At 69.0% G+C, this 25689-nt stretch carries 30 protein-coding genes; 18 read left to right on the top strand and 12 right to left on the bottom strand.

Features of this window, described 5'->3' with window-relative positions; all coding sequences use genetic code 11:
* Nucleotides 1–147 precede the first annotated feature (147 nt).
* Nucleotides 148–786 (top strand): class I SAM-dependent methyltransferase, encoded by a 639-nt coding sequence (locus VKZ50_17465; protein HLJ61515.1) that lies wholly within the window; start codon nucleotides 148–150, stop codon nucleotides 784–786.
* Between the two features lie 41 nt (nucleotides 787–827).
* Nucleotides 828–1598, top strand: coding sequence for a 3-keto-5-aminohexanoate cleavage protein (locus VKZ50_17460; protein ID HLJ61514.1), 771 nt, complete (start codon nucleotides 828–830; stop codon nucleotides 1596–1598).
* A 68-nt stretch (nucleotides 1599–1666) separates the two neighbouring features.
* On the opposite strand, the gene VKZ50_17455 is transcribed toward VKZ50_17460, so the two are convergent.
* Together VKZ50_17455 and VKZ50_17450 are read right to left on the bottom strand one after the other, a co-directional pair.
* The gene (locus VKZ50_17455) at nucleotides 1667–2656 is read right to left on the bottom strand and encodes an aldo/keto reductase (GenBank protein ID HLJ61513.1); all 990 of its coding nucleotides are present in this window, start codon (nucleotides 2654–2656) and stop codon (nucleotides 1667–1669) included.
* Between the two features lie 176 nt (nucleotides 2657–2832).
* Nucleotides 2833–3345 carry an Lrp/AsnC family transcriptional regulator gene (locus VKZ50_17450; protein ID HLJ61512.1) on the bottom strand — a complete coding sequence of 171 codons (513 nt, stop codon included), beginning with the start codon at nucleotides 3343–3345 and terminating at the stop codon, nucleotides 2833–2835.
* A 74-nt stretch (nucleotides 3346–3419) separates the two neighbouring features.
* Here VKZ50_17450 and VKZ50_17445 point away from each other — a divergent pair, with 74 nt between their 5' ends.
* On the top strand, nucleotides 3420–4298 hold the full coding sequence (locus tag VKZ50_17445) for an EamA family transporter (GenBank protein ID HLJ61511.1): 879 nt from the start codon (nucleotides 3420–3422) through the stop codon (nucleotides 4296–4298).
* 216 nt (nucleotides 4299–4514) lie between these two features.
* Here the strand turns inward: VKZ50_17445 and VKZ50_17440 are convergent, their stop codons facing one another.
* The 3 genes from VKZ50_17440 to VKZ50_17430 form a co-directional block, all read right to left on the bottom strand.
* A complete protein-coding gene (locus tag VKZ50_17440; protein ID HLJ61510.1) occupies nucleotides 4515–4868 on the bottom strand; it encodes a hypothetical protein in 354 nt (117 codons plus the stop codon).
* A 237-nt stretch (nucleotides 4869–5105) separates the two neighbouring features.
* Nucleotides 5106–5630, bottom strand: coding sequence for a DoxX family protein (locus tag VKZ50_17435; protein HLJ61509.1), 525 nt, complete (start codon nucleotides 5628–5630; stop codon nucleotides 5106–5108).
* Nucleotides 5631–5927: 297 nt separating this feature from the next.
* A complete protein-coding gene (locus tag VKZ50_17430) occupies nucleotides 5928–6845 on the bottom strand; it encodes a zinc ABC transporter substrate-binding protein (GenBank protein ID HLJ61508.1) in 918 nt (305 codons plus the stop codon).
* Between the two features lie 552 nt (nucleotides 6846–7397).
* On the opposite strand from VKZ50_17430, the gene VKZ50_17425 reads away from it, so the two are divergent.
* Nucleotides 7398–8099 (top strand): 6-phosphogluconolactonase, encoded by a 702-nt coding sequence (locus VKZ50_17425; protein HLJ61507.1) that lies wholly within the window; start codon nucleotides 7398–7400, stop codon nucleotides 8097–8099.
* A gap of 27 nt (nucleotides 8100–8126) precedes the next feature.
* On the opposite strand, the gene VKZ50_17420 is transcribed toward VKZ50_17425, so the two are convergent.
* A complete protein-coding gene (locus tag VKZ50_17420) occupies nucleotides 8127–9362 on the bottom strand; it encodes an ABC transporter substrate-binding protein (GenBank protein HLJ61506.1) in 1236 nt (411 codons plus the stop codon).
* A 143-nt stretch (nucleotides 9363–9505) separates the two neighbouring features.
* On the opposite strand from VKZ50_17420, the gene VKZ50_17415 reads away from it, so the two are divergent.
* From VKZ50_17415 to VKZ50_17390, 6 genes are all read left to right on the top strand, one after another.
* Complete coding sequence (locus VKZ50_17415) at nucleotides 9506–9922, top strand: hypothetical protein (protein HLJ61505.1); 417 nt, start codon at nucleotides 9506–9508, stop codon at nucleotides 9920–9922.
* Nucleotides 9919–10455: a CPBP family intramembrane glutamic endopeptidase gene (locus VKZ50_17410; GenBank protein ID HLJ61504.1), complete on the top strand. Its 537-nt coding sequence runs from the start codon at nucleotides 9919–9921 to the stop codon at nucleotides 10453–10455. Before VKZ50_17415 ends, VKZ50_17410 begins: the two co-directional genes overlap by 4 nt.
* Nucleotides 10456–10460: 5 nt before the next feature.
* Entirely contained in the window at nucleotides 10461–11078 is a 618-nt protein-coding gene (locus tag VKZ50_17405; protein ID HLJ61503.1) for a hypothetical protein, read from the top strand.
* A gap of 179 nt (nucleotides 11079–11257) precedes the next feature.
* Nucleotides 11258–11878 carry a hypothetical protein gene (locus VKZ50_17400; protein ID HLJ61502.1) on the top strand — a complete coding sequence of 207 codons (621 nt, stop codon included), beginning with the start codon at nucleotides 11258–11260 and terminating at the stop codon, nucleotides 11876–11878.
* Between the two features lie 56 nt (nucleotides 11879–11934).
* Nucleotides 11935–12402 carry a GNAT family N-acetyltransferase gene (locus tag VKZ50_17395; GenBank protein ID HLJ61501.1) on the top strand — a complete coding sequence of 156 codons (468 nt, stop codon included), beginning with the start codon at nucleotides 11935–11937 and terminating at the stop codon, nucleotides 12400–12402.
* Nucleotides 12399–13559, top strand: coding sequence for a pyridoxal phosphate-dependent aminotransferase (locus VKZ50_17390; GenBank protein ID HLJ61500.1), 1161 nt, complete (start codon nucleotides 12399–12401; stop codon nucleotides 13557–13559). Before VKZ50_17395 ends, VKZ50_17390 begins: the two co-directional genes overlap by 4 nt.
* 30 nt (nucleotides 13560–13589) lie before the next feature.
* On the opposite strand, the gene VKZ50_17385 is transcribed toward VKZ50_17390, so the two are convergent.
* The 5 genes from VKZ50_17385 to VKZ50_17365 all read right to left on the bottom strand — a co-directional run bounded on the left by VKZ50_17385 (nucleotide 13590) and on the right by VKZ50_17365 (nucleotide 19217).
* The gene (locus tag VKZ50_17385) at nucleotides 13590–14300 is read right to left on the bottom strand and encodes an ABC transporter ATP-binding protein (protein ID HLJ61499.1); all 711 of its coding nucleotides are present in this window, start codon (nucleotides 14298–14300) and stop codon (nucleotides 13590–13592) included.
* On the bottom strand, nucleotides 14287–15093 hold the full coding sequence (locus VKZ50_17380) for an ABC transporter ATP-binding protein (GenBank protein ID HLJ61498.1): 807 nt from the start codon (nucleotides 15091–15093) through the stop codon (nucleotides 14287–14289). The genes VKZ50_17385 and VKZ50_17380 overlap by 14 nt, the downstream gene beginning before the upstream one ends.
* 10 nt (nucleotides 15094–15103) lie before the next feature.
* Nucleotides 15104–16810, bottom strand: a complete 1707-nt coding sequence (locus VKZ50_17375) for a branched-chain amino acid ABC transporter permease (protein ID HLJ61497.1) — start codon at nucleotides 16808–16810, stop codon at nucleotides 15104–15106.
* Nucleotides 16791–17852: a branched-chain amino acid ABC transporter permease gene (locus tag VKZ50_17370; protein HLJ61496.1), complete on the bottom strand. Its 1062-nt coding sequence runs from the start codon at nucleotides 17850–17852 to the stop codon at nucleotides 16791–16793. Before VKZ50_17370 ends, VKZ50_17375 begins: the two co-directional genes overlap by 20 nt.
* 105 nt (nucleotides 17853–17957) lie before the next feature.
* The gene (locus VKZ50_17365; protein ID HLJ61495.1) at nucleotides 17958–19217 is read right to left on the bottom strand and encodes a branched-chain amino acid ABC transporter substrate-binding protein; all 1260 of its coding nucleotides are present in this window, start codon (nucleotides 19215–19217) and stop codon (nucleotides 17958–17960) included.
* A gap of 228 nt (nucleotides 19218–19445) precedes the next feature.
* Between VKZ50_17365 and VKZ50_17360 the strand changes: the two genes are divergently transcribed.
* Both VKZ50_17360 and VKZ50_17355 read left to right on the top strand, forming a co-directional pair.
* Nucleotides 19446–20174, top strand: coding sequence for an HAD family hydrolase (locus VKZ50_17360; protein ID HLJ61494.1), 729 nt, complete (start codon nucleotides 19446–19448; stop codon nucleotides 20172–20174).
* Between the two features lie 14 nt (nucleotides 20175–20188).
* Nucleotides 20189–20401 (top strand): DUF2630 family protein, encoded by a 213-nt coding sequence (locus tag VKZ50_17355; GenBank protein HLJ61493.1) that lies wholly within the window; start codon nucleotides 20189–20191, stop codon nucleotides 20399–20401.
* A gap of 26 nt (nucleotides 20402–20427) precedes the next feature.
* On the opposite strand, the gene VKZ50_17350 is transcribed toward VKZ50_17355, so the two are convergent.
* Nucleotides 20428–20766 (bottom strand): helix-turn-helix domain-containing protein, encoded by a 339-nt coding sequence (locus VKZ50_17350; protein HLJ61492.1) that lies wholly within the window; start codon nucleotides 20764–20766, stop codon nucleotides 20428–20430.
* Between the two features lie 218 nt (nucleotides 20767–20984).
* Between VKZ50_17350 and VKZ50_17345 the strand changes: the two genes are divergently transcribed.
* From VKZ50_17345 to VKZ50_17320, 6 genes are all read left to right on the top strand, one after another.
* Complete coding sequence (locus tag VKZ50_17345; protein ID HLJ61491.1) at nucleotides 20985–21209, top strand: hypothetical protein; 225 nt, start codon at nucleotides 20985–20987, stop codon at nucleotides 21207–21209.
* Nucleotides 21210–21300: 91 nt separating this feature from the next.
* Nucleotides 21301–21510, top strand: coding sequence for a hypothetical protein (locus VKZ50_17340; GenBank protein ID HLJ61490.1), 210 nt, complete (start codon nucleotides 21301–21303; stop codon nucleotides 21508–21510).
* 93 nt (nucleotides 21511–21603) lie between these two features.
* Entirely contained in the window at nucleotides 21604–21828 is a 225-nt protein-coding gene (locus VKZ50_17335) for a hypothetical protein (protein ID HLJ61489.1), read from the top strand.
* 202 nt (nucleotides 21829–22030) lie between these two features.
* Nucleotides 22031–23587, top strand: a complete 1557-nt coding sequence (locus VKZ50_17330; protein HLJ61488.1) for an ABC transporter substrate-binding protein — start codon at nucleotides 22031–22033, stop codon at nucleotides 23585–23587.
* A 33-nt stretch (nucleotides 23588–23620) separates the two neighbouring features.
* Entirely contained in the window at nucleotides 23621–24559 is a 939-nt protein-coding gene (locus tag VKZ50_17325; protein HLJ61487.1) for an ABC transporter permease, read from the top strand.
* Nucleotides 24560–24575: 16 nt separating this feature from the next.
* The gene (locus tag VKZ50_17320; protein HLJ61486.1) at nucleotides 24576–25457 is read left to right on the top strand and encodes an ABC transporter permease; all 882 of its coding nucleotides are present in this window, start codon (nucleotides 24576–24578) and stop codon (nucleotides 25455–25457) included.
* Nucleotides 25458–25689 lie beyond the last annotated feature (232 nt).

Here is a 25689-nt window from a genome sequence, read left to right as displayed (position 1 = left end):
CGGCGACGCCGCGGGCGACGACGGTTCGACAGGTGTTTCGCTCGGGAAGCGGCGATGACCTGGAGGGCCCAACGTCGGCACCGGCCACGGGCTGGCGGCACGCGCGGCACCCTGAGCATCTCGCCCCGGGGCTGGTAGAATACTCTTGTGGAGCGAGACGTCATCCGAGAGCAAATCACCTACTACAGCGCACGGGCGCCCGAGTACCACAACGTGATTCTCTCGTCGGGACCGCTCGCCGTCGCCAGACGGCATCTTCTGGCGCTCGGGCCGCTCCGAGACGTCCTCGAACTGGCGCCGGGCACCGGCAACTGGACCGAGGAACTGGTGCGGATCGGCGAGACCGTCACCGTGGTCGACGCCTCCCCGGAAATGATGGAGATCAACCGACAGCGGATCGCCGATGCACGGGTCGAGTACAGACAGGCGGACCTCTTCCAGTGGACGGCCGACCGGCAGTACGATCTTGTGTTCAGCGCGTTCTTTCTTTCTCACGTGCCGCCGGATCTCGTCGACGCGTTTCTCGTGCGCACGTGCAGCGCGGTGCGTCCTGAGGGACACCTGTTCATCGTCGACCAGTGCGACGACCTGCCGAACTATCCGGTCCCCGCCCGAGAAGGGATCTACGAACAACGCGCGCTGCTCGACGGCCGGACGTTCTCGATCGTGAAAGTGTACTACCATCCGGCCGTTCTCGCCGAGCGCGTGAGGACCGTCGGCTTCCAGGCGACGGCGGAGAGGATCCACCCGTTCTTTTGCCTGCGTGGAACGCGGATCGCCCCCTAGCAGCTCGGGTGCCGCGGCCGCGACCGGAGGACGCACGGACAATGAACGGCGGAGCGGGACGCAGCATTGTGGTGAAGGCCTGCTTGAACGGAGGCCGGCGGCGCACGGAGCACAAGGGGGCGCCGGTGACCCCGCGGGAACTGGCGGCGGATGCGCGCGCCGCAGTCGCCGAGGGCGCCGCGGCCCTGCACGTGCACCCACGTGGTCGCGACGAGGCCGAGACGCTGGACGCCTCGGCCTGCGGCGCCGCCGTTGCCGCGATCCGCGAGGCGTGCCCGGGGATCCCGGTCGGGCTGAGCACGGCGGCGTGGATCGCGCCGGATCCCCACGCCCGCCCGGGGCTCATCGAGTCCTGGACCGTGCTTCCCGACTTCGCGTCCGTCAACGTCTCCGAACCCGGCATCGCCGATCTGTGCGCGGCGCTGGCCCGCCGCGGCATCGGGATCGAAGCGGGGCTGTGGTCCGTCGACGACGCCCGGGCGTTCGTGGCAAGCGGCCTGGCGTCACGCTGTCTCCGGGTCCTCGTCGAGGTGCAGCCACAAGACGCCGGGGCAGCCGTTGCGGACGCGGCGGCGATCGACGCCGTCCTCGACACCGCGGGGATCACACTGCCGCGCGTCCACCACGGAGAGGGAGCGGCGACGTGGGCCGTGCTGGATGCCGCGCTCGACCGGGGCCGCGACATCCGCATCGGGCTGGAGGACACGCTGTGGCTCGCAGACGGGCGGCCCGCTCGAGACAACGCAGAGTTGGTCGCCGCGGCAGTGCAGATGGTGCGGACGCACGGGCATCGCCCGGCCCCGCCCCGCTGACGCGCGCCGCCGGCGCCATGCGCCCCCGGTCGGCGGACGAGCGGTGGGGGCCGCCGCACGCCGGGAGGTTAGCGCGGGGAGGGCGTGCTCGACTCCACCCGGCGCATCGCGGACTCAGGATATCTCGCCCCGGCCGCGACCCCCGGCGCGAACAACTCGTCCAGCCGCCTGAGCTCCTCGGCGGTCAGCGCGACGTCGATGGCGGCGATGTTCTCGTCGATGCGGGCGCGCCTGCGGGTGCCGAACAGCGGCACGACATCATCGCCTCGATACAACAGCCACGCGAGCGCCATCTGGCCCGCGGTGACGCCGCGTTTGGCAGCCAGCGCGCGGAGGGCGTCCGCCAGCTCGAGGTTACGGCGGAAGTTGTCGCCCTGGAAGCGCGGGTGCTCCCGGCGACGATCGCTCGGCGCCAGATCCGCGGCCCGGTGCAGTTCACCGGCAAGGAACCCGCGCCCGAGCGGGCTGTAGGCCATGAGCCCAATGCCGAGCGTCCGGTTCGCGGGCAGCACCGCGGCTTCGAGGTCGCGCGTCCACAACGAGTACTCGCTTTGCAGCGACGTGATCGGATGCACCGCGTGCGCCCGTCGAATCGTATCCGGGCCCGCCTCGGAGAGTCCGAGATAGCGCACCTTGCCGGCCGCCACCGACTCCGCCATGGCGCCCACGGAGTCCTCGATCGGCGTGGTCGGATCGACCCGGTGGAGCGAATAGACGTCCACGTGCTCGACGCCGAGCCGTCGCAGGCTGTCGTCGATCGCCCGGCGGATGTACTCCGGACGGCCTCGCCCGAGCTCGGGACCGCCGCCGACCTTGGTCGACAGCACGACCTTGCCGCGTCGGTCGCGAAGCGCCCGGCCGACCAACGTCTCATTGTGGCCGTCCGCGCCGTACGCTTCCGCGGTATCGACGAGGGTGATCCCCATGTCGATCGCATGGTGAATCGTGGCGATCGCCTCGGCCTCGTCGGACGGTCCGTAAATGCCCGACATCGCCATCGTTCCGAGGGCGACCGCCGAAACCGTTGGCCCATGCGCGCCGAGTCTGCGATGCTTCATCGAATCTGCACCTCCCTCACCTTCTGAGCGCCGCCGCATGGCGGAACGGACCCGGCACCACAGCAGCGCGGGACGCCTCACACGTTCGATCCCACGGCATGGATTTCCCCACCGCAGATGCGTTCGCCCGCCGGGCCCGCCGCGGGGGATCGCGCGCAAGACGCGGCGGGTGCCGCCTAGTCGTGCTCGGGCCGATCGGTGGGAAGCGGGAGAGACCGGAGCGGCACGGGCGTGGACTGCACAATCGAGGTCGTCGTCTGCCCGAAGACCAGAAAGCGGTCGAGCACGGTGTCAAGCTGGTCGACCTGCGAGACGTGGACCTTGACCAGGAAGCAGTCCTCGCCGGTGATCCGATGGCACTCCACCACCTCCGGCGTCCGCAGCGCGAGTTCCGCGACTTTCGCCAACTGGCCCGGCGTGGGCCGTATGCGCACATACGCCGTGACCGGCAGGCCGAGGGCGCTCGGAGCAATGTCCATTCTGTAGCCGGCGATGACCCCGGCTTCCTCCAGCCGCCGGACGCGCTCCGTCACGGCCGGCGCCGACATGCGGACGCGCCGCGCCAGCGTGGACATCGCGAGCCGCGGGTGATGCTGCAGCTCTCGCAGCAACCGCACGTTGACCCGGTCAAGCAACGGACTTACCGTTCTTAACGCAGGAGAGCCATGAACATTTCGTTTTCCAGGCATTCTGGCCACCTCGCCAGCATTATAGCATGGACGAGAGGCTCCGCGACTGCAATTATAGTTGCATGAACCTCCGCGTGAGTGGGTTTGTCCCGGGGCGGCCCGTAGGCATCACGGTGACCGGTCTCCCGCCCCAGGCCTTCTTTCTGGTGAGCGCCGTATTTCACTACCTCGGGCCGTCGTTCGCGGTCCTGTTGTTCAGCCGGGTCGACGTTCTGGGGGTGGTCTGGCTCAGGATCGCGAGCGCGGCCGCCGTCTTCGCCATCTGGCGGCGTCCGTGGCGCGTGCTCGCGGAGGTCCGCCCGCGTCAGCGGGTCACGCTCGTCGCGCTCGGGACCGTCCTCGCCACTATGAACACCTGCTTCTACCTCGCCATCAACCGCGTGCCACTCGGGACGGTCGGTGCGATCGAGTTTCTCGGCCCCATTGCGTTGGCGGCGGCGGGGGCGCGCTCCCACCGCAACCTCATCGCGCTCGGGCTCGCGGTCGCCGGCGTGTACTGTCTCACGCACGTGCGGATCGCGGGCGAGTCCGTCGGCTTCGCGCTCACGTTTGCCAACAGCGCACTGTTCGTCCTCTATGTCATCCTCGGCCACCGCGTGGCCCAGGACGGCGGGGCGAGCGGCGTCGATCGGCTTGCCGCGGCGATGCTCATCGCCTTGGTCGTCGTCACGCCGTTCACGATCGCTGCCGCCGCGCCCGCATTTCTCCAGCTCACCCTGCTCGGCGCCGGCGTCGGGGTCGGTATCTGTTCATCCGTCATCCCGTACGTGTGCGACCAGATGGCCATGGCGCGCCTGCCGCGGGCGACGTTCGCGCTCCTGCTCTCGTTGCTCCCGGCCACCGCCACCGTTGTGGGAGTGGTCGTTTTGCACCAGATCCCGACGCCGATCGAGCTTGCGGGAGTGGCGCTGGTCATTGTCGGCGTCGCCGTTCATCGAGAACCCGGAGACTAGCACACCGGCGCCGGGTCCCCGCGCACGGAGGGCCGGCCGCAGCCCCTCCCCGGGGAGCGTCGCCCGCGTCCACGTCCCGACGGACTGGGGGGTATCGTCGCGGTGTCACGGGAGCCGCGAACAGGATAGCCTCCCGCCGGGAGGCCCCGCCGACACCGGGCGCCGATCTGCGAGGCGCGAGCCGCGGCGTCCGTCGCCGGGCCGGGGCGATCGCGCTCACCACCGCACCCAGGCGAGAAAGACCAGCCCCACGGCCGCGATGAACGCCCCGCTCAGGGCTTCGCCGTACTGCTCGACCGGACCAAGATGCACGCGCTCCGCCGCCGCGCTCGAGGACACGCACAGCGCGACATATGTGACCACCGTGGCGAGCGTGAACACCACCGCCATCGCAGCGATCAGGCCGAGCCCGAAACGGCTCGCCGCGAAAAAGGCGGGGATCCCCTCGACCATCGGCGATGAACCGAGGATGAGCAGGAGCGCGCGTCGCGGCGCCGCGCGGTGGTCGTGCTCGTGCGGCGGGGCCGCGAGCGCCGCGGTGCCGTCGGTCGCGTGCCACGTGGCCGCCACCGCGTCGGTGCGGCATCTGGAAGAGAATGTCGGCGCGGTGGGTGTCGTTCTCGAGCGCGACGAAGTCGCAGCCATCGGTCGGGTCGCGTCACCGCGATAAGCGGGGCACCCCGCGCAAGCGATGCGCCCGAGGCGCCGATGCCGCTGTGCCGATGGCCGGCGCGCTTCGCCACCTCGCCGATCGGAAGATGTGCCGTCAGCGCGCCGGTCGAGCTCGCCCGCTCGGTGTTCGCGAGCTCAGCGCGCCCGGGCATCGGGCGAGCGCGTGGCCGCGCTCGCCCTCTTGGTCGCGGCGGAGCTCACCATGCCGATGAGATATCCGAGCGCGACCAGCCCCAGGAACGGCTGGGAAATGACCGAAGGAAGTGACGTACCCCAGACGCGATCCAGTGCGTACGCACCCGGCCCCACGATGCCAACGGCCACCGCGACTGCGAGGTTCACGAGCGGGTATTCAAGTCCGCCGTTCGACGCCCAAAGCTTCGGCCAATGAACCTTCGTGATCGCGATTGCCATCGCCGCGCCGATCCCGATGCTGCCGAGGGGGCTAAAGAGCCCGACCGCGAACAGCACCCCGCCTACCGCCTCCGCGGCCGCACCGAGCAGCGCCCACGCCGAGGCCGGTCGAAATCCGATGGACTCCAGGAACTTGCTCGTGGTCGCGAGCCCGTACCCACCGAACCAACCGAAGAGCTTCTGCGCCCCGTGGCCGGCGACGAGCAGACCCACGACGAGCCGCAGGATGACCAACGCGATGTCCATATTGCGTCCCCCCTCCCCCGCTCCCGTGCGACGGCCGCCGGCGCCGGTCGCCGTTCATCCGCGACGGTTAGATGCCGCCGTGACTGATGCACTTCCAGAGTAATACTTACGGCGTCCTCCACGTCAAGGGAACCCGGGTGTCGCGTGGAGCGGTGAAGCCGCGGGGACCGGCCCGCTGCGTTGGCCGCGCGGGAGCGCGGCTTGTCGCGCGACGCCGTTGGGCGGCGACCCGCGGCCCGAACACCCACGCCAGGACAAACCAGGCCGCGGCCACCAGCACGATGGCGCCCCCGATCGCTACTTACTGGCTCCCGTCAGCGCCGCCTCGAGATTGTCCAGCTGCGAAAGCATCCACTGTTGATAGCTCTTTCCGAGCGGCTCCGTTTCCGAAACGCCGACGACCGGGATTCCAAGCTGCTTGGCCCGCTGCTGCACCTTCGTCGTGATCGGGGTGACCGTTTGGACGTTGTAGAGCAGCACCTTCACCTGGTGCGTCCGCAACTGGTCGTCCATCTGCGCGATCGCCGAGGCGGGTGGTTCGTCGCCCTCCTCGATCGCCCGCTGGAACGCCTCAGGCGTGACCACGTGGAGGTCGAGCGCCTCGGCCATGTACCCAAACACAGGCTCCGTGAACGCGACCGGCGCCCCGTGGTACCGGCTCCGCAGCTCCGCGATCTTGTCGTTCAGAGGGCGTAGCGACCCCTGGAGCAGCCCGAGCGAGTGATGGAACCGCCGGGTATCCGCGGGATCGATCTGATCGAGCGCGTCGGTGACGGCCTGCGCGACCTTGGGTATGGTGCCGGGATCGTACCAGAGGTGGACGTTGTCCCCGCTCTTACGTCCGACGAGGGTGGCAACGACGATCACCTTCCGCGCAGGGTTCGGGGACGCTTTCATCAGACGATACATGAAGTCGTCGTATCCGATCCCGTTCATGACGACGAGGCTCGCCCGCGCGACGGCCGCGCCGTCCCTCGCGCTGGACTCGTACTCGTGCGGGTCGACGTTCGGATCGCTGATAATGCTCGTGATGGACACGTGATCGCCGGCGATCTGCCCGACGATGTCGCCGTAGAAGTTCTCCGCGGCGACGACGGTCGGCCGCGACGCGCTCGGCGCGGCCGTGCCGGATGGCGGCGTGACTCCGAGCGACGCGACCAACAGGACCGCCGCCGCAACGACCACGGTCGTGACTGCCAGCTGTGTTCGTCTCATCGCCGATCAGTCTCCTTCCCCGCCGATGTGCGGCGGCGCCCCTGTTGTTGCGAGCGCTCTCGTTTCAGGCGCGTCCCCCTTCAATCTCCGCGGGACACGCCAAGGACGGGTGCTCGCAGATCAGACAACTAACTCCATATGAAAATCATTATCATTTATCTATCACGGCGCGCGGGCGGCTGTCAAGTCGTAGCGCGCGGATCCGTAGAAGTCGATCGCGCCCCGACGCGCTCTCCACGCTCGGCCTCGGTCGAGTTCCTCACGCGAGCGGGGACCGTCGCGACCAACGAGCGGCTCGGCGCTCCCCCAAGCATGGATGGGCGAAGGTGGTACCGGAGCTTCATGTCTCGGGCATCGAGACGAGCCCGTCCTTTTGGCAGGGCGTGCTCAGGGTCGCGGTGGCGTACCAGCGTCCGGCTTGCTTGCCATCTCAATGGGAGTGTTCGTTTTGGCTGTTCGACTTCCAGTGCGCACTCGCACACCGTGGATCGAAAGATGGGGTAGATTCGTACGACGAGTCGGCCCGCGTGCACGCACCGAACCCGGGACGACATGGCCAGGGCGGCTGCGTCCGCGGCAGTCGGATGCCTGCGGGCGGCGGTCGCCGCGCGCGGCGAAGCGCGCGCCGTGTTCGCCTCGGCGCCTTCACAGGTCGAGTTTCTCCATGTGCTCGCGGAAGCACCGGACCTTGATTGGAGTCGTGTGACGGCGTTTCACCTCGATGAGTATCTCGATTTCCCTTCGCATGCTCCCCAGGCTCTCGGCCAGTTCTTGCGGGAGCATCTCTTCGATCGAAGCCGGCCGCGGAAGGTATGGTTTCTCGACGGGAAGGCGCGCGACGCGTCTGCGGAGATTGCGCGCTACGGACGCCTGCTCTGCGAGGCGCCGTTCGATCTGGGCTGCGTCGGCGCGGGCGAAAATGGCCATTTGGCGTTCAACGAGCCCGACAGCACCGACTTCGACGATCCCGCTCTGCCTCGCGTGGTCGCGCTGACTGAAAAGTCGCGGCGGCAGCAGGTGCACGATGGGTGTTTCGATGCGCTGGATGCGGTGCCGACTCGGGCCCTTACGCTCACCGTCCCTGCGATTGTCGCGGCACGCACCATTGTCTGCATCGTTCCCGGTCCCACGAAACGCGAGGCGCTGAGCCGTATGGTGCGAGGCGCCGTATCGGTGACGTGCCCCGCCTCGGTGTTGCAGCGACACGCCGATGCCACGGTGTTCGCCGACATCGAGGCGGCGTCCGCGTTGTGATCGGCAACGCCGACGGTGCCGTGGCGCCTACGGCGTGACGATCGCGTGCGTCGCGAGCGCCGGCGGCCACACAAGCGCCCGCGTGTTCGGGGCCACCCACTCCCACACGACGCTCGCGGCCCTCAGGTTCTCCCCGGCCTGCGGCGACCCTTCGGGAGCAAATGCCAGCCCGCTTCCGTTCGGCAGCGCGCCCATCGGCAGGAGACCCTGGCGTACGGCCGCCGCGACCGCGGCCGGGGACAGGTCGCGCGCATAGGGCAAGACGTCCTGGAACAGCGCGATGCCGCCCGAAAAACCTGACAGCGCCGGCTCCCACAGCGGGTGACCGTATCGCTCCTGGAACTGTTGCCTGGCCCACAGCAGCTGTGCCGACGCCTGTTTCGTCAGCGCCCGCGTGGGCAGCAGGTCCCCGGTCTTATCCGAGGAGAACACGCCGACGGCATCCGCCCCGAGGCGTTCCCCGAACTCCGGCATGATGTACGCGGAACATCCTCCAATGTTGACGGCGAGCGGGACGTGGGCGGTGAGCACCGCCTGACGCAGCGCCACTGCGTTCTCCATGTAAGCGGCGACGATCAGGACATCCGTATGCGCGGCCGCGATCTTGTTCGCGAGCGCCGCGTAGTCAGCGTGCCACGGATCGTACGGGAGCGTCGCCGCGAGCGGCAGGTTGAGCCGGTGGATCTCGGCGATCTCTCCTTGGGCTTCCGCCCGTCCGAACCCGTCGTTGACGTAGGCGACGGTGTACCGGAGCGGACCGGCGCGCCGCAGCCGCGGGCCAAGCTGGTTGCGCACGAAATCCACTGCCTGCCGTCCCAGCAGCGCACCACTCGGCGCCACCCGGAAGAAGTGGGTGCCGGGAGCCGCCGCGCTCCCGATCTCGCCCACGGCTCCAGTTTCCCAGTACACGAGCCCCAAACGGGCCGCGGTCTCCGCGGCGGGCCGGGCAATCACGCTGCCGTAGGTCCCGACGATCGTCGTGATCCCGCCCTCCGCGAGCTGCTGGACCGCCCCTGCGGCCGCGTCGACGGAGTTCGCGGATGCGAGCCGAACGTGGACCGCGCGTCCCCGGATGCCGCCGTGTTCGTTCACGTACGCGGCGGCCAGGAGCAGCCCGTGATATTCGTCGATGCCGGCGCCGACCGCGCCCTGCGGTCCCCCGGTCGGGTAGACCGCCCCGATCGCGATCGCAGGTTCCTGCCCCTCGACGGCGGTTCCGGCGAGCAAGATCGTGAGCACGGCGGTCATGAGAACATGTCGCATGCGTCTCACCTCGGTCGTTGCCCATGTTTGACAGCGTACCGGCATCTCCCTGTTCGACACGGCGCACGCGGCAGGCAGGATTCTCCCCGCGGCGTGGGCGCACTATATAGGCAGGGATGATGTGAGGCCATGCGGAGAGCGCGATGCGGCACGCGACAGCCATCACCGGCTTGATCGGGATCCTCCTGTTGTGCGCGGGGTGCGGACCGCGCGCTCAAACAGCGACCACGCCCTCTCTGGCAGCACCGCGGCCGAGCTCCACGGCCGTGCTGGCGATCCTGTATCCGGAGCCCGGCGCGGTCGTCTCCGGCACGAAGGTGGACGTCCGCCTCTCGCTGGAGGGCGCGCAGGTGGTGCCGCAGACCACGACCCACCTCAGCCCGGATAAAGGACACATCCACCTGTCGATCGACGGGAAGGTGATCTCGATGGTCTACGGCCTCGATCAGGTCGTCGACGTCTCCCCGGGACTGCACATCCTCACCGCGGAGTTCGTCGCTCAAGATCACTTCCCGTTCCGACCGCGCGTGGTGAAAACGTTGACGTTCACGGTCAAGTGAGCGCCGTGCGGACCTGGCAGGCGGTGCTCGTCGGGATTCTCGGGTGCGTCGCGCTGGCGGCGCGCGCGGCCGCCGTGCGCGGCGCGCCGCTCGTCGACCTCGCGATCGGGATCGTCGGGGTGACCGCCGCCGTGCCCGCGACGACGGACCGCCCGTCCGCGTGGCCGCGCTGGGCGGCCGCTGTGGCGCTCGGGGTGGCGACGCTTGCGGCGGGACGGGTGCTGATGCCCGTGCACCCGCCGCACCTCCGCTTCTCCGCGTGGGGGGTCGCTGTGCTCATGGTCGCGTCCGTGGCCGAGGAGGCCTTCTTCCGACGGTGGCTTTACGGGTGGCTGGCGACCGGCGGACTGACGCTCGCGCTCGTCGGGACGGCCGTGGCGTTTGCCGCCGTGCATGTCCCGGCGTACGGCGTTCGGGCACTTCCGATCGACTTCGCCGCGGGCCTGCTCTTCGGTTGGCAGCGCGCGGCAACCGGCGGGTGGACGGCCCCCGCCGTCACCCACATGGCGGCGAATCTGCTGCAGGTAGGGTGACACGCGTGCGCGCGATCGCGTGGGCCAGCCGTCGGCGCGCTCGCGTCGGGCCCGGATGGGGCACCGCCGCGGCCGTGCTTTATCTTGTCGTATCCGGCATGCTCGGAACGCCCCCGTCTCGGCTGCTGTACGATGGGCTCGTCCCGCTGCCGCCGTATCAGTGGGTGCATCCGCCGGGAGGCGGAAGCAGCAGCCCGCCGCGCGGCGCGACCGGGATCGTTGCATTTACTGGTGGCGCGTCCGGCGCCGCCGAGGTTTCCACCGATGACCTGCAGGCGACCATCACGTTCTCGCAGGGCGCCGTCGCGTCTCGGCCCGGGGAGACGTCCGCAAAAGTCACGATCACGCCGCTCGACGCCGCCACCGTGGCCCCCGCGCCGAACGGGCGCCACTTTGACAGCAACGGGTACCGGTTTGAGGTCTTGTACGCGACCTCGGGGACGCCCGCGGAACTGGCCAAACCCGTGGACGTCGCGCTGACGTACGCGACCCATGCCACCGTGATCCTCCGGGCGCAGGACCAGGAGAAGACGTGGACGGTCCTCCACGGTCCCGCGTTCCCTGCGAGCCAGCAAATCGTCGTGCACACCGACCAGTTGGGAACGTTCGTCGCGTCGCCGTGACGAACCGGAGGCCTCGGGCCCCGGACGCCGGCCGCGATCGCGCGGCCTGCAGCGGCTCGCCCCTTGATCGCAGGAGCGCAGGCCCGCACCGAGGTGAACGACGGCGGGGTTTCTGGATCGGCGTCACCGCGGGCGTCTTCTACCTGATCACACTGGCGCTGGGGTGGCCGCAGCCGGGCATGTTGCTGTACGACGGTCCCGCCCCGCTTCCGCCATATCGATGGGTCTTGCCCCCGCGAGATGTGGCTGCCGGGAATCAGCGTGCGGCGTCCGGGGCCGCGGCCGTCACCATCGGCGTACTCGAATCGATGCCGGGCGACGCATCCACGGAGGATGAGCAGGCGGTCATCTCGTTTGCCGAGGGCACCTTCGCCAAACGCTCCCACGAATCCGCGGTCAGGGTACGGCTGACGCCGATCGATCCTCTGACCGTCGCTCCCCCTCCGAAGGGTTTCCGATTCGACGGCAACGCGTACCGCATCGTGGCATCCTACGCGGCGTCGGGAAGCCAGGCGGGCTTGACCAAACGCGCGATGGTTGTGCTGCGCTACCCTGTGCACGCGACCGTCATGCTTCGATCCTCCCGCGACGCATGGACGAGCCTGCCGACCACCCGATTCGGGGAGAGCCAGCAGGTCGCCGCCAACACGGACCAGCTCGGCATCTTTGTGGCGGCGGCCCCTGCCGGCATCGCCGCCCTATCGCCGGGGCCGTGGGTGCCGGCGATCGCCGCGGCTGGCGCGCTTGCGCTGGCCGTCGCGCTTGCGCGGCTCAGGCGCCGCCGAACAGCGCGCTCGTGATGTCCGTGTCGGGGTCTTGGCAGGACCTTCGCCGCCCGCGCGCGCAGATTATGCGCATGACCCCCGGGCCTCCGACGATCCTCCGCCGGGCCGGCGCCGCGGACGCGAGCGCAATCGCGGAGCTGTATCTCGCCTCGCGGCGAGACGCGCTGCCGTATCTCCGCAACGCCCACACGGACCCGGAGATTCGGGAGTGGGTGCCTGCGGTCATGATGAAACGCGCGGACGTGTGGGTGGCCGAGATCGGGGGCACAGTGGTCGGCTTTCTCTCGCTGGCCGGCGACTATGTCGACCACCTCTACCTCCTGCCCGGATTCTACGGACGCGGGATCGGGAGCCTGTTACTCGACAAGGCCAAGGAATTGAGCCCCGGCCGGCTCCGGCTGTTTACGTTCCAGCGAAACACGCGCGCGAGGGCATTCTACGAGGCGCGAGGCTTCGTGGCCATCGAGTTCACCGACGGGTCGCAGAACGAGGAGCGCGAGCCCGACGCGCTCTACGAATGGCGGGGGTCGGGCGCATGAGACCGCGACGCCTGGCCGGGATGGCGGGCATCGGCGTCGACCGGGTGGGCAGCCTCGCCGATGCCCTGGCCGACCGGTCCATTCTCCGATTCGAGAATCTCGACACCGATCTCCGACCCCATCCGCGTGTCGTCGACGCGACCCGGCGCGCGCTCACCGAGGACCGCAACAACAGCTACCTGCCGTTCGTCGGCCAGACCCGGCTGCGCGAGGCCGCGGCCGCGCACGTGTCCCGGCTCTCCGGCGTCCCCTACTCCGGTGCCCGCAACGTCATCATCTCGGCCGGGGGCCTGTCCGGGATTCTCAACGTCCTGTTGACGGTGGTCGACACCGACGACGAGGTTGTGTTGACGGACCCGACCTACGTCGGTCTGATCAACCGCGTCCGGCTCGCCGGCGGCGTCCCGCGCCTCGCGCCGTTCACGCAAGCGCGCGGTGAATGGCGTCTCGACCGCGATGCGCTGCGGAGAGCCGTGACCCCGAAGACGCGGGCGCTGCTCCTGATGAGCCCGTCGATGCCGTCGGGCGGTGTACTGCGGCGCGGGGATTGGGAGGTTGCGGTCGAACTCGCGCGCGAGCGCGATCTGTGGCTGATCTACGACGCGGCGATGGAGCGCATCCTCTACGACGGCCGGCCGTATATCCACCCGGCGTCCCTGCCCGGCGCGGCCGACCGCGTCATCACGGTCGGCGCAGCGTCCAAGGAGCTCCGTATGATCGGCTGGCGGGTCGGCTGGATCGTTGCACCGGAGCGCCTGCTCCCGGACCTCGCCCTTGTGTCGATGGGCAATGTGGTCGTCCCCGTCGGGATCGCGCAGGAGGCGGCCGCCGTCGCGCTCGAGCTCGGCGACTCAGACGTCCAGGCGGCCGTGGCCGAGTGGGGCCGCCGCCGCGATGCCCTGCTCGGCGAACTCGCGGGCCTGCCCGCGGTCACGCCGGGGGGCGGCTGGTCGATGCTCCTCGACGGCACGCCGCTCGGCCTGACCGGGGCGGAGATGTCGCGGCGTCTCCTCGAGCACGCCGGCGTGGCCGCGACGCCGATGGACGGCTGGGGAGAGACGAACGGCGGGCAGCACCTGCGCTTTGTCTTCGCCAACGAGCCGGCCGAGCGAATCCGGGGCGTCGGCGCGCGAATCAAAGCGGCGCTGGGGGTCTGACGGGCGGCAGACCGGAGACGCCGCCGGCGCTCACTGGCCGAGGTACGCCCGCCGGACCTCGGGGTTCGCCTGCAGATCGGCCGCGGCGCCTTCCAGGACCACCGCGCCCGTCTCCAGCACGTAGCCGCGCTGGGCGGTCTCGAGTGCCATCACGGCGTTCTGCTCGACGAGAAGGATCGTGGTGCCCTCGCGATTGATGCCGCGGATCGCCTCGAAGATCTGCTCGACGAGCACGGGCGCCAGCCCCATCGACGGCTCATCGAGCAGCAGAATCCGGGGACGGGCCATGAGCGCGCGTCCGATCGCCAGCATCTGCTGCTCGCCCCCCGACAGCGTCCCGGCGAGCTGGGTGGCCCGCTCCTTGAGCCTCGGGAACAGGGCGAACGCGTGCGCGACGCCGTCGCGGATGTCGTCCGCCGACGGCCGGGTGAACGCGCCGAGTTCCAGGTTCTCCAGCACCGAGAGCCTGCCGAAGATCCGGCGACCCTCGGGCACCTGCACGACGCCCCGCGTCACGATCTCGTGGGGCGGGACGACCGTGAGGTCCTCCCCGTCGAGCCGCACGGCACCCCGGTGCGGACGCAGCAGGCCGCTGATGGTGTTCAGCGTCGTGCTCTTGCCGGCGCCGTTGGCGCCGATCAGCGTGACGATCTCCCGCTCGCAGACCTCGAGCGACACGCCGCGCAGCGCCTGGATCGCGCCGTAGGAAACGTGCAGGGCGTCAAGTTCAAGAAGCGCCATGGGTGTGCGGCGCGGGGCCGCCGGCCTGGGTTCTGCGCGCGCCGAGGTAGGCCTCGATGACGCGCGGGTCGCGCTGGATCTCCGCCGGCGTGCCCTCCGCGATCTTGACGCCGTGGTCCAGGACCGTGACGCGGTCCGAGATCCCCATGACCACGCGCATCTGATGCTCGATCAACACGATGGTGATGCCGAGGTCGTCCCGCAGCTCACGGATGAAGGCCATCGTGTCGAGGGCCTCACGCGGGCTCATCCCGGCCGCCGGCTCGTCGAGCAACAGCAAGGCCGGCCGCGAGGCCAGCGCGCGCGCGATCTCCAGCCGGCGCTGCGCGCCGTACGGCAGGTGCCGGGCGAGACGCCCCCGGTGGGCGTCGAGGCCCACGAACCGCAGCAACCGGCGGGCTTCGTCGAGGACGCGCGCTTCCTCCTGTCGTGCGCCCGCCGTGTTGAAGATCGTGCCCACCCACGCGGCGGCGACGTGGATGTGATGTCCGACGCGGACGTTGTCGAGCACGCTCATGTTGGCGAACAGCCGGATGTTCTGATACGTCCGCGCGATCCCGAGGCGGGCGATGTCGTCCGGTGACAGCCCGTCGATGCGCTCGCCCCGTAAGGTCACGTGGCCCTCGTCGGGCCGGTAGAACCCCGTCAGGCAGTTGAACACGGTCGTCTTCCCTGCGCCGTTCGGGCCGATCACGCTGTGAATCGCCCGCTCGGCCACGTCCAGCACGAGATCCGAGACGGCGACGAGCCCGCCGAACCGCTTCGTCACGTGGTCCACGACCAGGACGCCCATTGCCGGAACTTCAGCCCTCCACCGAGCCGGTGCCGGCGACGGAGACGGCCGGCCTCGGTGCGGGGGGCGACGCATCCTCTCCGGCGTGCAGTTCTCGGCGTTGCGCGGCGGCCGGCAACAGCCCCTCCGGACGGAACAACATCATCGCGACGAGCACGATGCCGTAGACCAGAAACCGGTAGTCGCCAAACTCCCGGAGCAGCTCGGGCAGGCCGACGAGCACCAGCGCTCCGACGACGACGCCCCACAGGCTGCCCAACCCACCGAGGATGATCAGGACGAGCACGTTGATGGAGATCAACAGCGAGAAGCTCTGCGGGAACACCGATCCGACGAGCACGGCAAAGATCGCCCCGCCGACGCCGCCCATCGCACCCCCGAGCCCGTACGCAAGCAGCTTCGTGGTGACGAGGTTGATGCCGATCGCCTGCGCCACGTCCTCGTCCTCGCGAATCGCCATCCAGGCGCGGCCGAGCGGGGAATCTTGCAGCCGCGACGCCACGTACGCGATCAGCCCCGACGCCACGAGCGTCAGATAGTAGAGTTCGCGCGGCCCCGACAACTCCCACCCGCCGATGCGCGGCTTGGGAATCAACAGCACGCCGAACGATCCGCCGAGCCACGGCCGGAGCGCGTCGGAGAGTACCAGCAGCCGGACAATCTCCCCGAGCCCCAGCGTGGCGATGGCAAGGTAGTCCCCCCGAACGCGCAGCACGGGGATCCCAAACAGCACGCCCGCGACGAGCGAGACGCCCATCGCCACCGGGACGGCCGCCCAGAACGACCAGTGCGCGATCCCGTACTCGCCGCGCGACGTCAAGAGCGCCATCGTGTACGCGCCGATCGCGAAGAACGCCACGAACCCGAGATCGAGCAGCCCGGCGAAGCCGACCTCCAGGTTCAATCCGAGCCCCATGAGCGTGTAGAGACCGACCAGCACCATCACCTGAGCGACGAACGGACCGCCCGCAATCGGCACCACCAGCAGGAGCGCCAGCGCCACCGTCCAGCGCAGAACTTGCAGCCCGCGCCGGCCCGACGGGCTGAGCGACGCCGCCCCGCGCTGGAGCGCGTCCCCGTAGCGGGCGCGCGCGGCGACGGCGGCCCACGTCAGCCCGCAGATCGCCGCCGCGCCCCCGGCCGAGGGCCCGTCCGTCGTGAAGAGCGCCCCGCGGAGCATCGTCACAACCGCGGGCCCCTGCAGCAGCAGCTGCAGCAAATCCTGAAAGACCCCGACGATGAGCACGGCCACGAGACCCGTGAGGAACACGCGCCGCGCGCGCGCGGACATCGCGGCCAGCGCACTCCCGCCGGCCCCCGCCGCGGCGCCGAGCAGCAGCAGGAGCGCCACGCCCTCCTGCAGCGATCGGCCGAACGCGAGGAGCTCGTAGAGCGTCGGGGACGCGTTGATGAACATCGTTCGCAAGTTCACGGCGGCGCCGGCCAAGAGCAGCACGGCGAGCGAGGCGCCCACCACCACGCCCGCGCCGGGTCCGGCCAGCGGCCCCGGCTTCTGTCCGCGCCGGGCGGGCGCCGACGCGGCGACGTAGCCCGCGCCCACGCCGACCGCGAGCAGCACGACGTGGCCCAGGCTGACCACGTCCGCGACCACCCAGCGGCGGCTGAACGTCTCGATGATGCCGACCAGGCACAGATAGACGGCCGCCCCGCCGAAGATGACGCCGATGGTCGGCGCGCTACGCCCGCTTGCTCGCAAGACGCTCGCCCAGGATGCCCTGCGGCCTGAAGATGAGCATGACCAGCAGCATGGTGAAGCCGATCACGTCCCGCAGCTGATACGGTGCCGGGACCCCGAGCCCGTCGAGGAACAGCGCCGGTCCAACCGACTCGACGACGCCCAGGAACAGCCCGCCGAGCATCGCGCCCGGGACGTTGCCGATCCCGCCGAGCACCGCTGCGGTGAACGCCTTGATCCCCGGCACGAACCCCATGAAGAAGTGCACCTGCTTGAAGGTGAGGGCGTAGAGGATGCCCGCGGCCCCGGCCATCGCGCCGCCGAGGGCGAACGTGAACACGATGATGCGATCGACGTCGATCCCCATCAGCGCCGCGGCGTCCCGGTCCTCCGCGACGGCGCGCATCGCCTTGCCGGTCCGCGTCCGCATGACGATCCAGTACAGCAGGAGCATCATCGCGACCGCCGCCGCCAGCACGAGCGCCTGCGTGCGGGGGAAGGCGATCCCGCCGAGCGAGAGGTTCCCGGACAGCGCGGCGATGTCGGGGTAGGACTGCACGCCGGCCCCGTAGAGACTCCGGAAGGAATACTGGAGAAAGAACGACGCACCGATCGCGGTGATCAAGGGCACGAGCCTCGGCGCCCGCCGTAGCGGGCGGTACGCGATCCGCTCGAGCGCCACGGCGATCGCGGTCGAGGTCGCGACCGAGACGGCGAGGATGAGCAGGAGCCCGCTCAGCAGATGCCGCGCGAGAAAGCCGGACGTACCGAGCGGCGCCGCGACATAGTACGCGGTGTAGGCGCCCGCCATGAACACGTCGCCGTGGGCGAAGTTGATCATGTTGAGTACGCCGTACACCATCGTGTAGCCGAGGGCGATGAGCGCGTAGATCCCGCCCTGCGCGAGGCCGAACCCGACGAAATCCAACCACTGCGACGCGGAGTACCGTCCGGCGAGCAGCGTGGCGATCGAGCCCCAAACGACCGTGACGATGATGGCCGCCCGGAACACCCAGAGGAGTAGGTCGATCACGGATAGGTGCCGGCCGAATCCGCGGCGCATAGCCCCCCCTCTCCGTCCGAGAAACGGCTCGGGGGGTGAGTCACCGGCGCGGTTCGACCGGTGCTCACCCCCCGTGACTCAGGCCGGTACGAAAATCCCGTTCCGCTACTTCATGGGGTAGACTTTCTTCGGATCCGTGCCCGGCACGAAGTTCGCCGGGTCGGCCGCGACCGACTGGTAGACCGCGATGTGCGGGTCCGCACAGTCGCCGTACTGGTTGCACGTGATCGTACCCGTCAGGCCCTTAAACCCCTTCGTGGCGAACAGCGCGTCGCGGAGCGCCTTCCGCCCGATGTACAGGGTGCCGCCCTGGTTCTTCGCCACTTTCTTGATCGCGGCGAAGATGATGTTCGCGGCATCATACGAATGCGGGTGGAACGCCGCGGTCGGCTTCTCGCCGTACTTCTTCAGGTACTTCGGCAGGAACACCGAGGAATAAGCGGGGCCCAGCGTCTGCGGGGTCAGGTCGGGGCTGCTCCAATACATCCCCTTCGCCGATGCCCCGGCGGCCTTGAGGAAGTCCGGCGTGAACAGGCCGTCCGCGCCGAACAGCGTCACGTTCGCGAGACCCGCGACTTCCTTGGCCTGCCTCGTGATCAACCCGCCCTCGGCCACGAAGATCGGATAGAAGATCATGTCCGGTTTGCCGGTGGCGATGCGCGTCAGCACGGGCTTCATATCGGTGTCGCCGACCGAGATGGCTTCCTGCGACGTGATCGTGCCGCCCATCCTCTTGAAGTTGTCCGCGAACGCGTTCGCCAGCCCCAGGGCGTACGGGCTGCCGTCGTGGATCGTCGCCGCACGGGTCTTCTTCAGCACCTGTCGCGCGAACGTGGCGGCGACTTCGCCCTGGGTCTTATCGTTGTGGGCGGTCCGCAGGAACCCGTTCAGGTCAGGGCCGCGGTTGGCCGCCGTCAGGAGCGGGGCTGTGGCCGACGGGGACACGTCGACGATTCCGGCCTTCCAGAGGATCGGCGCGCCCGGCACGGTCGCGCTCGAGCAGCTGCCGCCGATCGCGGCCACGACGTTCGGATCGGCCGCGATCTTCTGGGCGGCCGTCTGTCCGCCTTCGGCGGCACACCCGTCGTCGTTGGCCTCCAGCTTGATCGGGTGGCCGAGGAGCTTGCCCCCCTGGTCATCGATCGCGATCTCGACCCCCCGCTGGCTGTCCGTCCCCAGCGCGGCGTTCGGCCCCGACGTCACGAGCCATGTGGCGATGACGACCGGCTGTCCCGGACCGATCTGGACGACGCCCATCGCGTCAGTCACCGGTCCAACGGTAGCCGCGGGTACGGGCGCGGTGAACGCGACCATCCCGAGGAGACCACAGAGCACGAGCGTAACCAGCAGGTTGCGTTTGCGCATGCCGTCCACTCCTCCCCCCACACCAGGTGACGTCCGGCCCTAAGCACCGGGGCTACTTGGTCCTAAGCTGTTCGGGTCTTTGCAGGAAGAGACCTCCTTGCGGGGGGATCGGTCGCGGTCCCGGGCTACGTAGCAGGATGGACGCCCGGAGCCAATGAATCCGAGCGGAGAGCCGGTGATGCTGACGGCGGCTGCGGCTGCGCGGGCGCGCCGGGTGGAGGTCGGAACATGGATCGGCGCGGGGGCGACGCCGTGGACACGACGGCGGACGGAGCGCGAATCGCGTTCGTCTTCGATCTCGACGGCACGCTCGTGGACAGCGTGTACCATCACGCGACCGTGTGGCACGCCGCGCTCGAAGGGGCCGGCATCGAACTCTCCGTGTGGCGCATTCATCGCCGGATCGGCATGAGCGGCGGGCTGTTTGTGAACGCGCTCGCGCGCGAACTCGGTCACAGACTCACGCCGGCGCAAATCCGCGACATCCAGGACAATCACGAGCGGGCGTATGCGGCCCTGGCCGACCGCGTACGCCCTCTGCCCGGGGCCCGGGAGCTGCTCAGGACCCTGACGCGCGACGGCGTGCCGTGGTCCATCGCCACGAGCGGACGCCTGGCCACGGCGCACCCGGCGGTGCGAACCTTGGGCATTCCGGACGACGTCCCGGTCGTGACGCGCGACGACGTCTCGCGGGCGAAACCGGATCCGGATCTGTTCTTGTTCGCGGCGCGACGGCTCCGCACGCCAATCGAGGACTGCCTGGTGGTGGGGGACAGCGTGTGGGACATGCTCGCCGCGCGACGCGCTCGCGCGCTGGGGATCGGGCTGCTGTCTGGGGGCTACGGGCGCGAGGAGCTGGAGCGGGCCGGCGCGTATCGGGTCTACGAGGACCCCGCGGATCTCCTCCGACATCTCGACGAAGTGGGGGTGCGTCCACCCGGAGCCGAGCAATCGTGAGAGAGGAGACGCCGATGGAGGAACAGGAGCACGAGATCTTTCACCGCATCAACGATTTGGCGCACGAGGAACACAAGCTGTGGGACAAGGAGTCTCAGGGCGACGCGAGCGACGCTGACCGCGCTCGCCTCGCACGCATCCAGACGACGCTCGAACGGTGCTGGGAGGTGCTGCGCGAGCGCAAGGCCCGGGAACAACAGCGCCGTCCCGGGCGACAACCGGGCTGATCAACGACGCCTTAGCAAACGCGCGATCAGGCGCCGTCCGACTGCGCGGGGGCCGGCATCCAGCGGTTCGCCCACCGCTGCATCTCCTCGACCACCTTCTCCAGCTCGCGCCCTTTCTCGGTCAGCTCGTATTCGATCCGAACCGGGGTCTCCGCATAGACGCGGCGCCGGATAACCTCCGCCGCTTCCAGTTCCTTTAGCCGCTCGGACAACACCCGATCGTGCATCCCCGGTACGGCATCCAAGAGGGACGAGAACCGCCGGGGGCCATCCATCAAGGCGCGGATGATCCCGCCGGTCCAGCGCTTGCCCACCAGTTCGATCGCCCTGCGATACCTGGGACAAATATGAGCGCCGCCCTCCATAAATAGCCTCCCCTCTTCCCCCTTGAGGGTTTGCGAGCCCCTATCCTTTCTCAATTTTCCGTCCGCGTTCCTTACCAACATGTTACATACTATCATAATACAAGCCACTTGACAATAGTAAGTTATGGTGATAGAGTCACTAGCGTTAGGGAAGCGGCTACAACTACAGAAGCGGTCGGGTGCGAATGCCCGGGCCGCAGGGAAAGGAGGAACCACCGATGCGTCAGGTCCTCGCAATGCTCGCCCTTGGGGCCGTAGTGGGGCTGGCACCGGTTGCCGCGCTGGCGGACGACAACTCGCAGGGCAATCTCCCGACGACCCTGTCGAGCTCGAATGTCGACGTGACAAGCACCGACAACGGAAACGGCGCCCAGCAGCTCGATCCGTCAGACGGCGTACCCGCGTACCTGCAGGCGCCCGTGTACTTGCAGAACAACCAGTAACGCCAGTTGGAGCGCGACGGCCGAGCGGGCATCGTTCGCCCGCCGCGTCCCCGCTGAGATTCCGGCAAGAACCATAAGGGAGGCAGTCGTTATGCAGCGAGTTCTCGCAATGCTCAGCCTGGGAGCGCTCCTGGCCCTGGCGCCGGCCGCCGCGATGGCGGACGACAACACGCAGGGCTCTTCCCACCCGGTCACCTCGACGCCCGATGTCACGATGAACACTAGCGCCGACGAGACCCCGCAGCTCAACACGACCAACAACATCCCCGTCTACCTGCAGCAGAACCAGCAGAGCCAGTAGGGGGTGGAGGCGCGTCGGCCGGAGGGACGCCCCTCCGGCCGGCGTGCTTTTTGGTCGGGACGGCACCACCGCACTAGTAAGGAGGGGTGGACAATGCGTCGCATCGCCGCCGTCTTCACGCTCGGCGCGGTTCTGGCGCTGAGCCCCGCCGCCACAACGGCGCACGCCGGCACGCAGATTTACCCGGAGCCCGTGCCGGTGCCGGTACAGCCGGTCAATCTGGTGCCCGACGACTCCAACACCGCCGTCGCGAGTCCGGAGGTCGGCGCGTCGGCTACCGTCGACGCCTCCGTGGCGGCAGGAAGCACGTCTCGGTAGCGGGACTCGGCGTTTCGCAGCGCGGCCGGGCGAGAACCCTCGTCCGGCCGCGCCTCGTTGTTGCCGTCGTTCCAACCGCTCGCCCGATCGGCTTCACCACACCGCATCCCGCCCGCGCGCCGTCGCCCCGAGAAGATTTCCGCTGCGGGCGGCGAAATGCCGAAGGAAAGGCGGGCTCGCCCGCGACCCGAGGAGGTGCGGTGTGAAACGGCGTGAGCTCTTGGGACGGGCACTTGGGGGCGCGGGGCTGGTTGCGCTCGAGGGGTGGCGAGGCGCCGCGAGGGTCGCGGCGGCCCAGGCGGGCCGGCGCGGCGGCACGCTGACGTGGGCCTACACCACGATCCCGTTGCGGCTCGACCCCATGTGGACGCAGGCGCGAACGGACAGCACGACGATCTCGAACATCGCCCAGGGCCTCGTGCGGGCGAACGCGAATGCGACCGCCGTCGAACCCGCGCTCGCCGAGCGGTGGACGGTGAGCGGGAACGGCCTCACTTACACGTTCTACCTGCGGCAGGCCCGCTTCCACAACGGGAAGCCCGTGACCGCGGACGACGTCATCGCCTCCCTCGAGCGCTCCCGCGCGTACGGCGTCTACAAGTGGAGCCTCGCGGACGTCAAGACGTTTGCCAAGCTGAACGACACGACGGTCGCGATCGTAATGAACTCGCCGGTGGCCAGCATCCTCGCGCGGCTCGCCATGATCTCCAACGCCATCTTCCCAAAGGACGAGGTCGAGGCGATCGGGCAAAAGGAGTTTACGAAACCGATCGGCACGGGACCGTTCATGGTCCGAGACTGGGTGCCGAACGACCATCTGACCCTGGACGCCAACCCGCACTACTGGGAGATGGCACCGGACGGCAAGCCGTACCCCTACCTCGATCAGGTGATCATCAAACAGGTCGCCGAGGACACGACGAGAGTCCTCCAGATCCAGGCCGGCGATCTGAACGGCTCCGAGGCGATCCCCTTCAGCCAGATCGCTGCGCTCAAGCGCGACCCGCGCGGACAGCTCCTGCCGCTCCCGCAGCAACAAGTGTATTTTATGGTCGTTCAGACGACACGTCCCCCGTTCGACGACGTCAAGGTCCGCCAGGCGATGAGCCTGGCGTTGGACCGCAAGGTGTTCGTGGACCGTGCGACCGGCGGGCTGGCGACGTCGGCGAACTCGTTCATGCCGAAAAGCGGCCTCTACTGGAACGCGCGCGCCAGCCTGCCCTACGACTTGACGAAAGCGAAGCAGCTCGTCAAGGAGTCAAAGTATCCCACGGGGCGCAGCGGCATCACGCTGCAGCTGCCGAGCGGCAGCCAGATCGGCCGCGACAACGCGGTCCTCGCCCAGCAGATGTGGGGGGAGATCGGCCTCCAGGTGCAGATCCAGGAGGTCGACGGCTCGGCGCTGTCGGCCGCGTGGTACAAGAGCAGCTATGATCTGATCTCGGGCTACCAGTGGACGAACGGGATGATGGACCCCGACCAGCTCGTGCAGTTCTTCTTCATCGATCCCAAGATGAACACGGGCTACCAGCCGAGCGACCGCGCGGTGCAGATGGTGAAGGCGGCAGCCGAGGAGCTTGACCCCAAGAAGCGGGCGCAGTTGTACTATGAGATCCAGAATATCTACAACACCGACGTCGGCGGCACGATCCCGCTGTACTATACGCCATCGGTGAACTATCTCACGCCCAACGTCAAGGGGTTCTTCCGGACGCCGCTCGGGGTGCCGATGTACTGGACGACCTGGCTCAACAAGTAACGCGCGGACGCCGCGGGCATCCGGGAGACGTCGATGAACCGCCGCGGGTACATCGTCGGCCGGCTCGGGCAGATGGCGGTCACCTTCGCCGTCCTGGCTGTGCTCATCTTCTACATGATCCGGCTCATCCCGGGCGACCCGGCGATCACGATGCTGGGGATCCAGGCCACGCCGGACTCGGTCCAGGAGCTGCGGCACCACCTCGGATTGGACCGCCCGGTGCCGGTGCAGTTCTGGATCTTCGTCGCCGGTCTCGCCCACGGCGACCTCGGCCAGTCGGTCCTCGTGCGGGCACCGGTGCTGGATCTCGTCCGCCAGCGGCTGCCGCTCACGCTGTTCTTGGTGACCTACGCGATGATTCTGGCCACGCTCGTCACCGTGCCGCTCGGCACCGTCGCGGCGCTGCGCAAGAACAGCGCCGTGGACCAAGCGATCCGGGGGTTCTCGGTGTTCTGGATCTCGACCCCGAGCTTCTGGGTGGGCATCCTGATGCTCATCCTGTTCGGGGTCAGGCTGGGGTGGTTCCCGGTCGGCGGCGGCGGGCAGACCTTCACGGGACACGTGTACTACCTGTTCCTGCCCGCGCTGACCATGGGGCTCGGCGTGTCGGCCGTGCTCACCCGAAACCTGCGCGACGCAATCCTCTCGACGCTGACCGCCGAGCACGTCGTGGTGGCGCGCGCGAAGGGGTTGCCGGGCCGGCGCGTGGTGATCCGTCACGTGCTGCGCAACGCGATCATCTCGACGATCACCCTGCTCGGGCTGTACATCGGCTTCCTCGTCGGCGGATCGGTCATCATCGAGTCGGTGTTCGCGCTGCCGGGGATGGGAAGCGAGATGGTGTCCGCGATCCTCGGACGCGACTACCAGGTCGTGCAGGGCTTTACGCTCGTGTACGCGGTGTTGGTGTCGGTCGTCTATCTGTTGACCGACATCACCTACGCCCTGATCGATCCCCGTATCGCGCTGTGACGGAGCGGGACCACGCATGAGCGCGACGGCCGGTCGTGAGATGACGCAGGCGGCGTCGGCCTCGCCGCGGCGCCGGTCGCTCGTCTGGGTCTGGCTGCGAAACCCCTCGCTCGTGGTGGGGATCGTGATCATCGCCGCGGTCGTGACGGCCGCCGTGGTCGCCCCTGCGATCGCGCCCTACAATCCGATCCGGCAGAACTACGCCGCGGCCGTGCAACCGCCGAGCGCCGCGCACCCGCTCGGCACCGACAAGTTCGGACGGGATCAGCTGTCGCGGATCCTCTACGGCACGCGCATCGACCTGAGCGTCGGCTTTCTCTGCACGCTGCTGCCGCTGGTCATCGGCATCGGGGTGGGGGCGGCGTCGGGCTACTACGGGGGCGTGATCGACGCGATCTTCATGCGGGTCATCGACATCCAGGTGGCGTTCCCCTTCTACGTCCTGTTGATCGCGATCGTCGCGATCCTCGGGCCCGGCCTCATCAACATGTACTACGCGCTGATCCTCGTGGGGTGGGTCGCGTTCGCGCGGTTGATCCGCGGAGAAATCCTGATTGCGAAGCAGCTCGAATACGCGCTCGCGGCGCGGGCGATCGGCTGCAGCGACCTCCGCGTCATCGTCCGGCACCTACTCCCCAACGTCATCGGCCCGGCCGTCGTCTTTGCGATGTCGGCCGCCGTGCTGAACATCCTCGCGGGCGCCTCGCTGAGCTTCCTCGGCCTGGGCGTGCAGCCTCCGACGCCCGAGTGGGGGGCGATGATCGCGGACTCCCGCGAGTACGTCATGACCGCGTGGTGGCTGCCGACCTTTCCGGGGCTCGCGATCACCGTCGTCGGCATCGCGTTCAGCCTCGTCGGGGACGGCCTGTCGGGATTCCTGCGGCGCAAGCGGGCGTGACGCGCCTCGCCACTCCCGTCGAAGACTCACCCCCCCCGGCGGACGTCTCCGGTCCGCGGACGCCGCTCCTTGCCTCGTGGAGACCCGTGATCTAGTGCCTATCCAACTTGATGGAGCGGAATCGGTACAGCGGGCAGGTGGTGCTGCCCGCCCGCCGGTTGCGCCACGTGAGGTACCGGCTAATGCGCCGGCGTCGGACCAGATGGGTGGAATCGTCCGACCCGGCCACGGT

This window comes from bacterium (assembly GCA_035295165.1).
Lineage (GTDB): Bacteria > Sysuimicrobiota > Sysuimicrobiia > Sysuimicrobiales > Segetimicrobiaceae > JAJPIA01.
The sequence above is the reverse complement of the archived record's forward strand: the minus strand, read 5'-3'. Positions and strand labels throughout refer to the sequence as shown.

Coding starts and splice junctions, on each gene's coding strand:
- VKZ50_17460 (HLJ61514.1), top strand. CDS start 828: ATGAACGGCGGAGCGGGACGCAGCATTGTGGTGAAGGCCTGCTTGAAC.
- VKZ50_17455 (HLJ61513.1), bottom strand. CDS start 2,656: ATGAAGCATCGCAGACTCGGCGCGCATGGGCCAACGGTTTCGGCGGTC.
- VKZ50_17450 (HLJ61512.1), bottom strand. CDS start 3,345: ATGCCTGGAAAACGAAATGTTCATGGCTCTCCTGCGTTAAGAACGGTA.
- VKZ50_17435 (HLJ61509.1), bottom strand. CDS start 5,630: ATGGACATCGCGTTGGTCATCCTGCGGCTCGTCGTGGGTCTGCTCGTC.
- VKZ50_17430 (HLJ61508.1), bottom strand. CDS start 6,845: ATGAGACGAACACAGCTGGCAGTCACGACCGTGGTCGTTGCGGCGGCG.
- VKZ50_17425 (HLJ61507.1), top strand. CDS start 7,398: ATGGCCAGGGCGGCTGCGTCCGCGGCAGTCGGATGCCTGCGGGCGGCG.
- VKZ50_17420 (HLJ61506.1), bottom strand. CDS start 9,362: ATGCGACATGTTCTCATGACCGCCGTGCTCACGATCTTGCTCGCCGGA.
- VKZ50_17415 (HLJ61505.1), top strand. CDS start 9,506: ATGCGGCACGCGACAGCCATCACCGGCTTGATCGGGATCCTCCTGTTG.
- VKZ50_17400 (HLJ61502.1), top strand. CDS start 11,258: ATGTTGCTGTACGACGGTCCCGCCCCGCTTCCGCCATATCGATGGGTC.
- VKZ50_17395 (HLJ61501.1), top strand. CDS start 11,935: ATGACCCCCGGGCCTCCGACGATCCTCCGCCGGGCCGGCGCCGCGGAC.
- VKZ50_17390 (HLJ61500.1), top strand. CDS start 12,399: ATGAGACCGCGACGCCTGGCCGGGATGGCGGGCATCGGCGTCGACCGG.
- VKZ50_17385 (HLJ61499.1), bottom strand. CDS start 14,300: ATGGCGCTTCTTGAACTTGACGCCCTGCACGTTTCCTACGGCGCGATC.
- VKZ50_17380 (HLJ61498.1), bottom strand. CDS start 15,093: ATGGGCGTCCTGGTCGTGGACCACGTGACGAAGCGGTTCGGCGGGCTC.
- VKZ50_17370 (HLJ61496.1), bottom strand. CDS start 17,852: ATGCGCCGCGGATTCGGCCGGCACCTATCCGTGATCGACCTACTCCTC.
- VKZ50_17365 (HLJ61495.1), bottom strand. CDS start 19,217: ATGCGCAAACGCAACCTGCTGGTTACGCTCGTGCTCTGTGGTCTCCTC.
- VKZ50_17360 (HLJ61494.1), top strand. CDS start 19,446: ATGGATCGGCGCGGGGGCGACGCCGTGGACACGACGGCGGACGGAGCG.
- VKZ50_17355 (HLJ61493.1), top strand. CDS start 20,189: ATGGAGGAACAGGAGCACGAGATCTTTCACCGCATCAACGATTTGGCG.
- VKZ50_17350 (HLJ61492.1), bottom strand. CDS start 20,766: ATGGAGGGCGGCGCTCATATTTGTCCCAGGTATCGCAGGGCGATCGAA.
- VKZ50_17345 (HLJ61491.1), top strand. CDS start 20,985: ATGCGTCAGGTCCTCGCAATGCTCGCCCTTGGGGCCGTAGTGGGGCTG.
- VKZ50_17340 (HLJ61490.1), top strand. CDS start 21,301: ATGCAGCGAGTTCTCGCAATGCTCAGCCTGGGAGCGCTCCTGGCCCTG.
- VKZ50_17335 (HLJ61489.1), top strand. CDS start 21,604: ATGCGTCGCATCGCCGCCGTCTTCACGCTCGGCGCGGTTCTGGCGCTG.
- VKZ50_17325 (HLJ61487.1), top strand. CDS start 23,621: ATGAACCGCCGCGGGTACATCGTCGGCCGGCTCGGGCAGATGGCGGTC.
- VKZ50_17320 (HLJ61486.1), top strand. CDS start 24,576: ATGAGCGCGACGGCCGGTCGTGAGATGACGCAGGCGGCGTCGGCCTCG.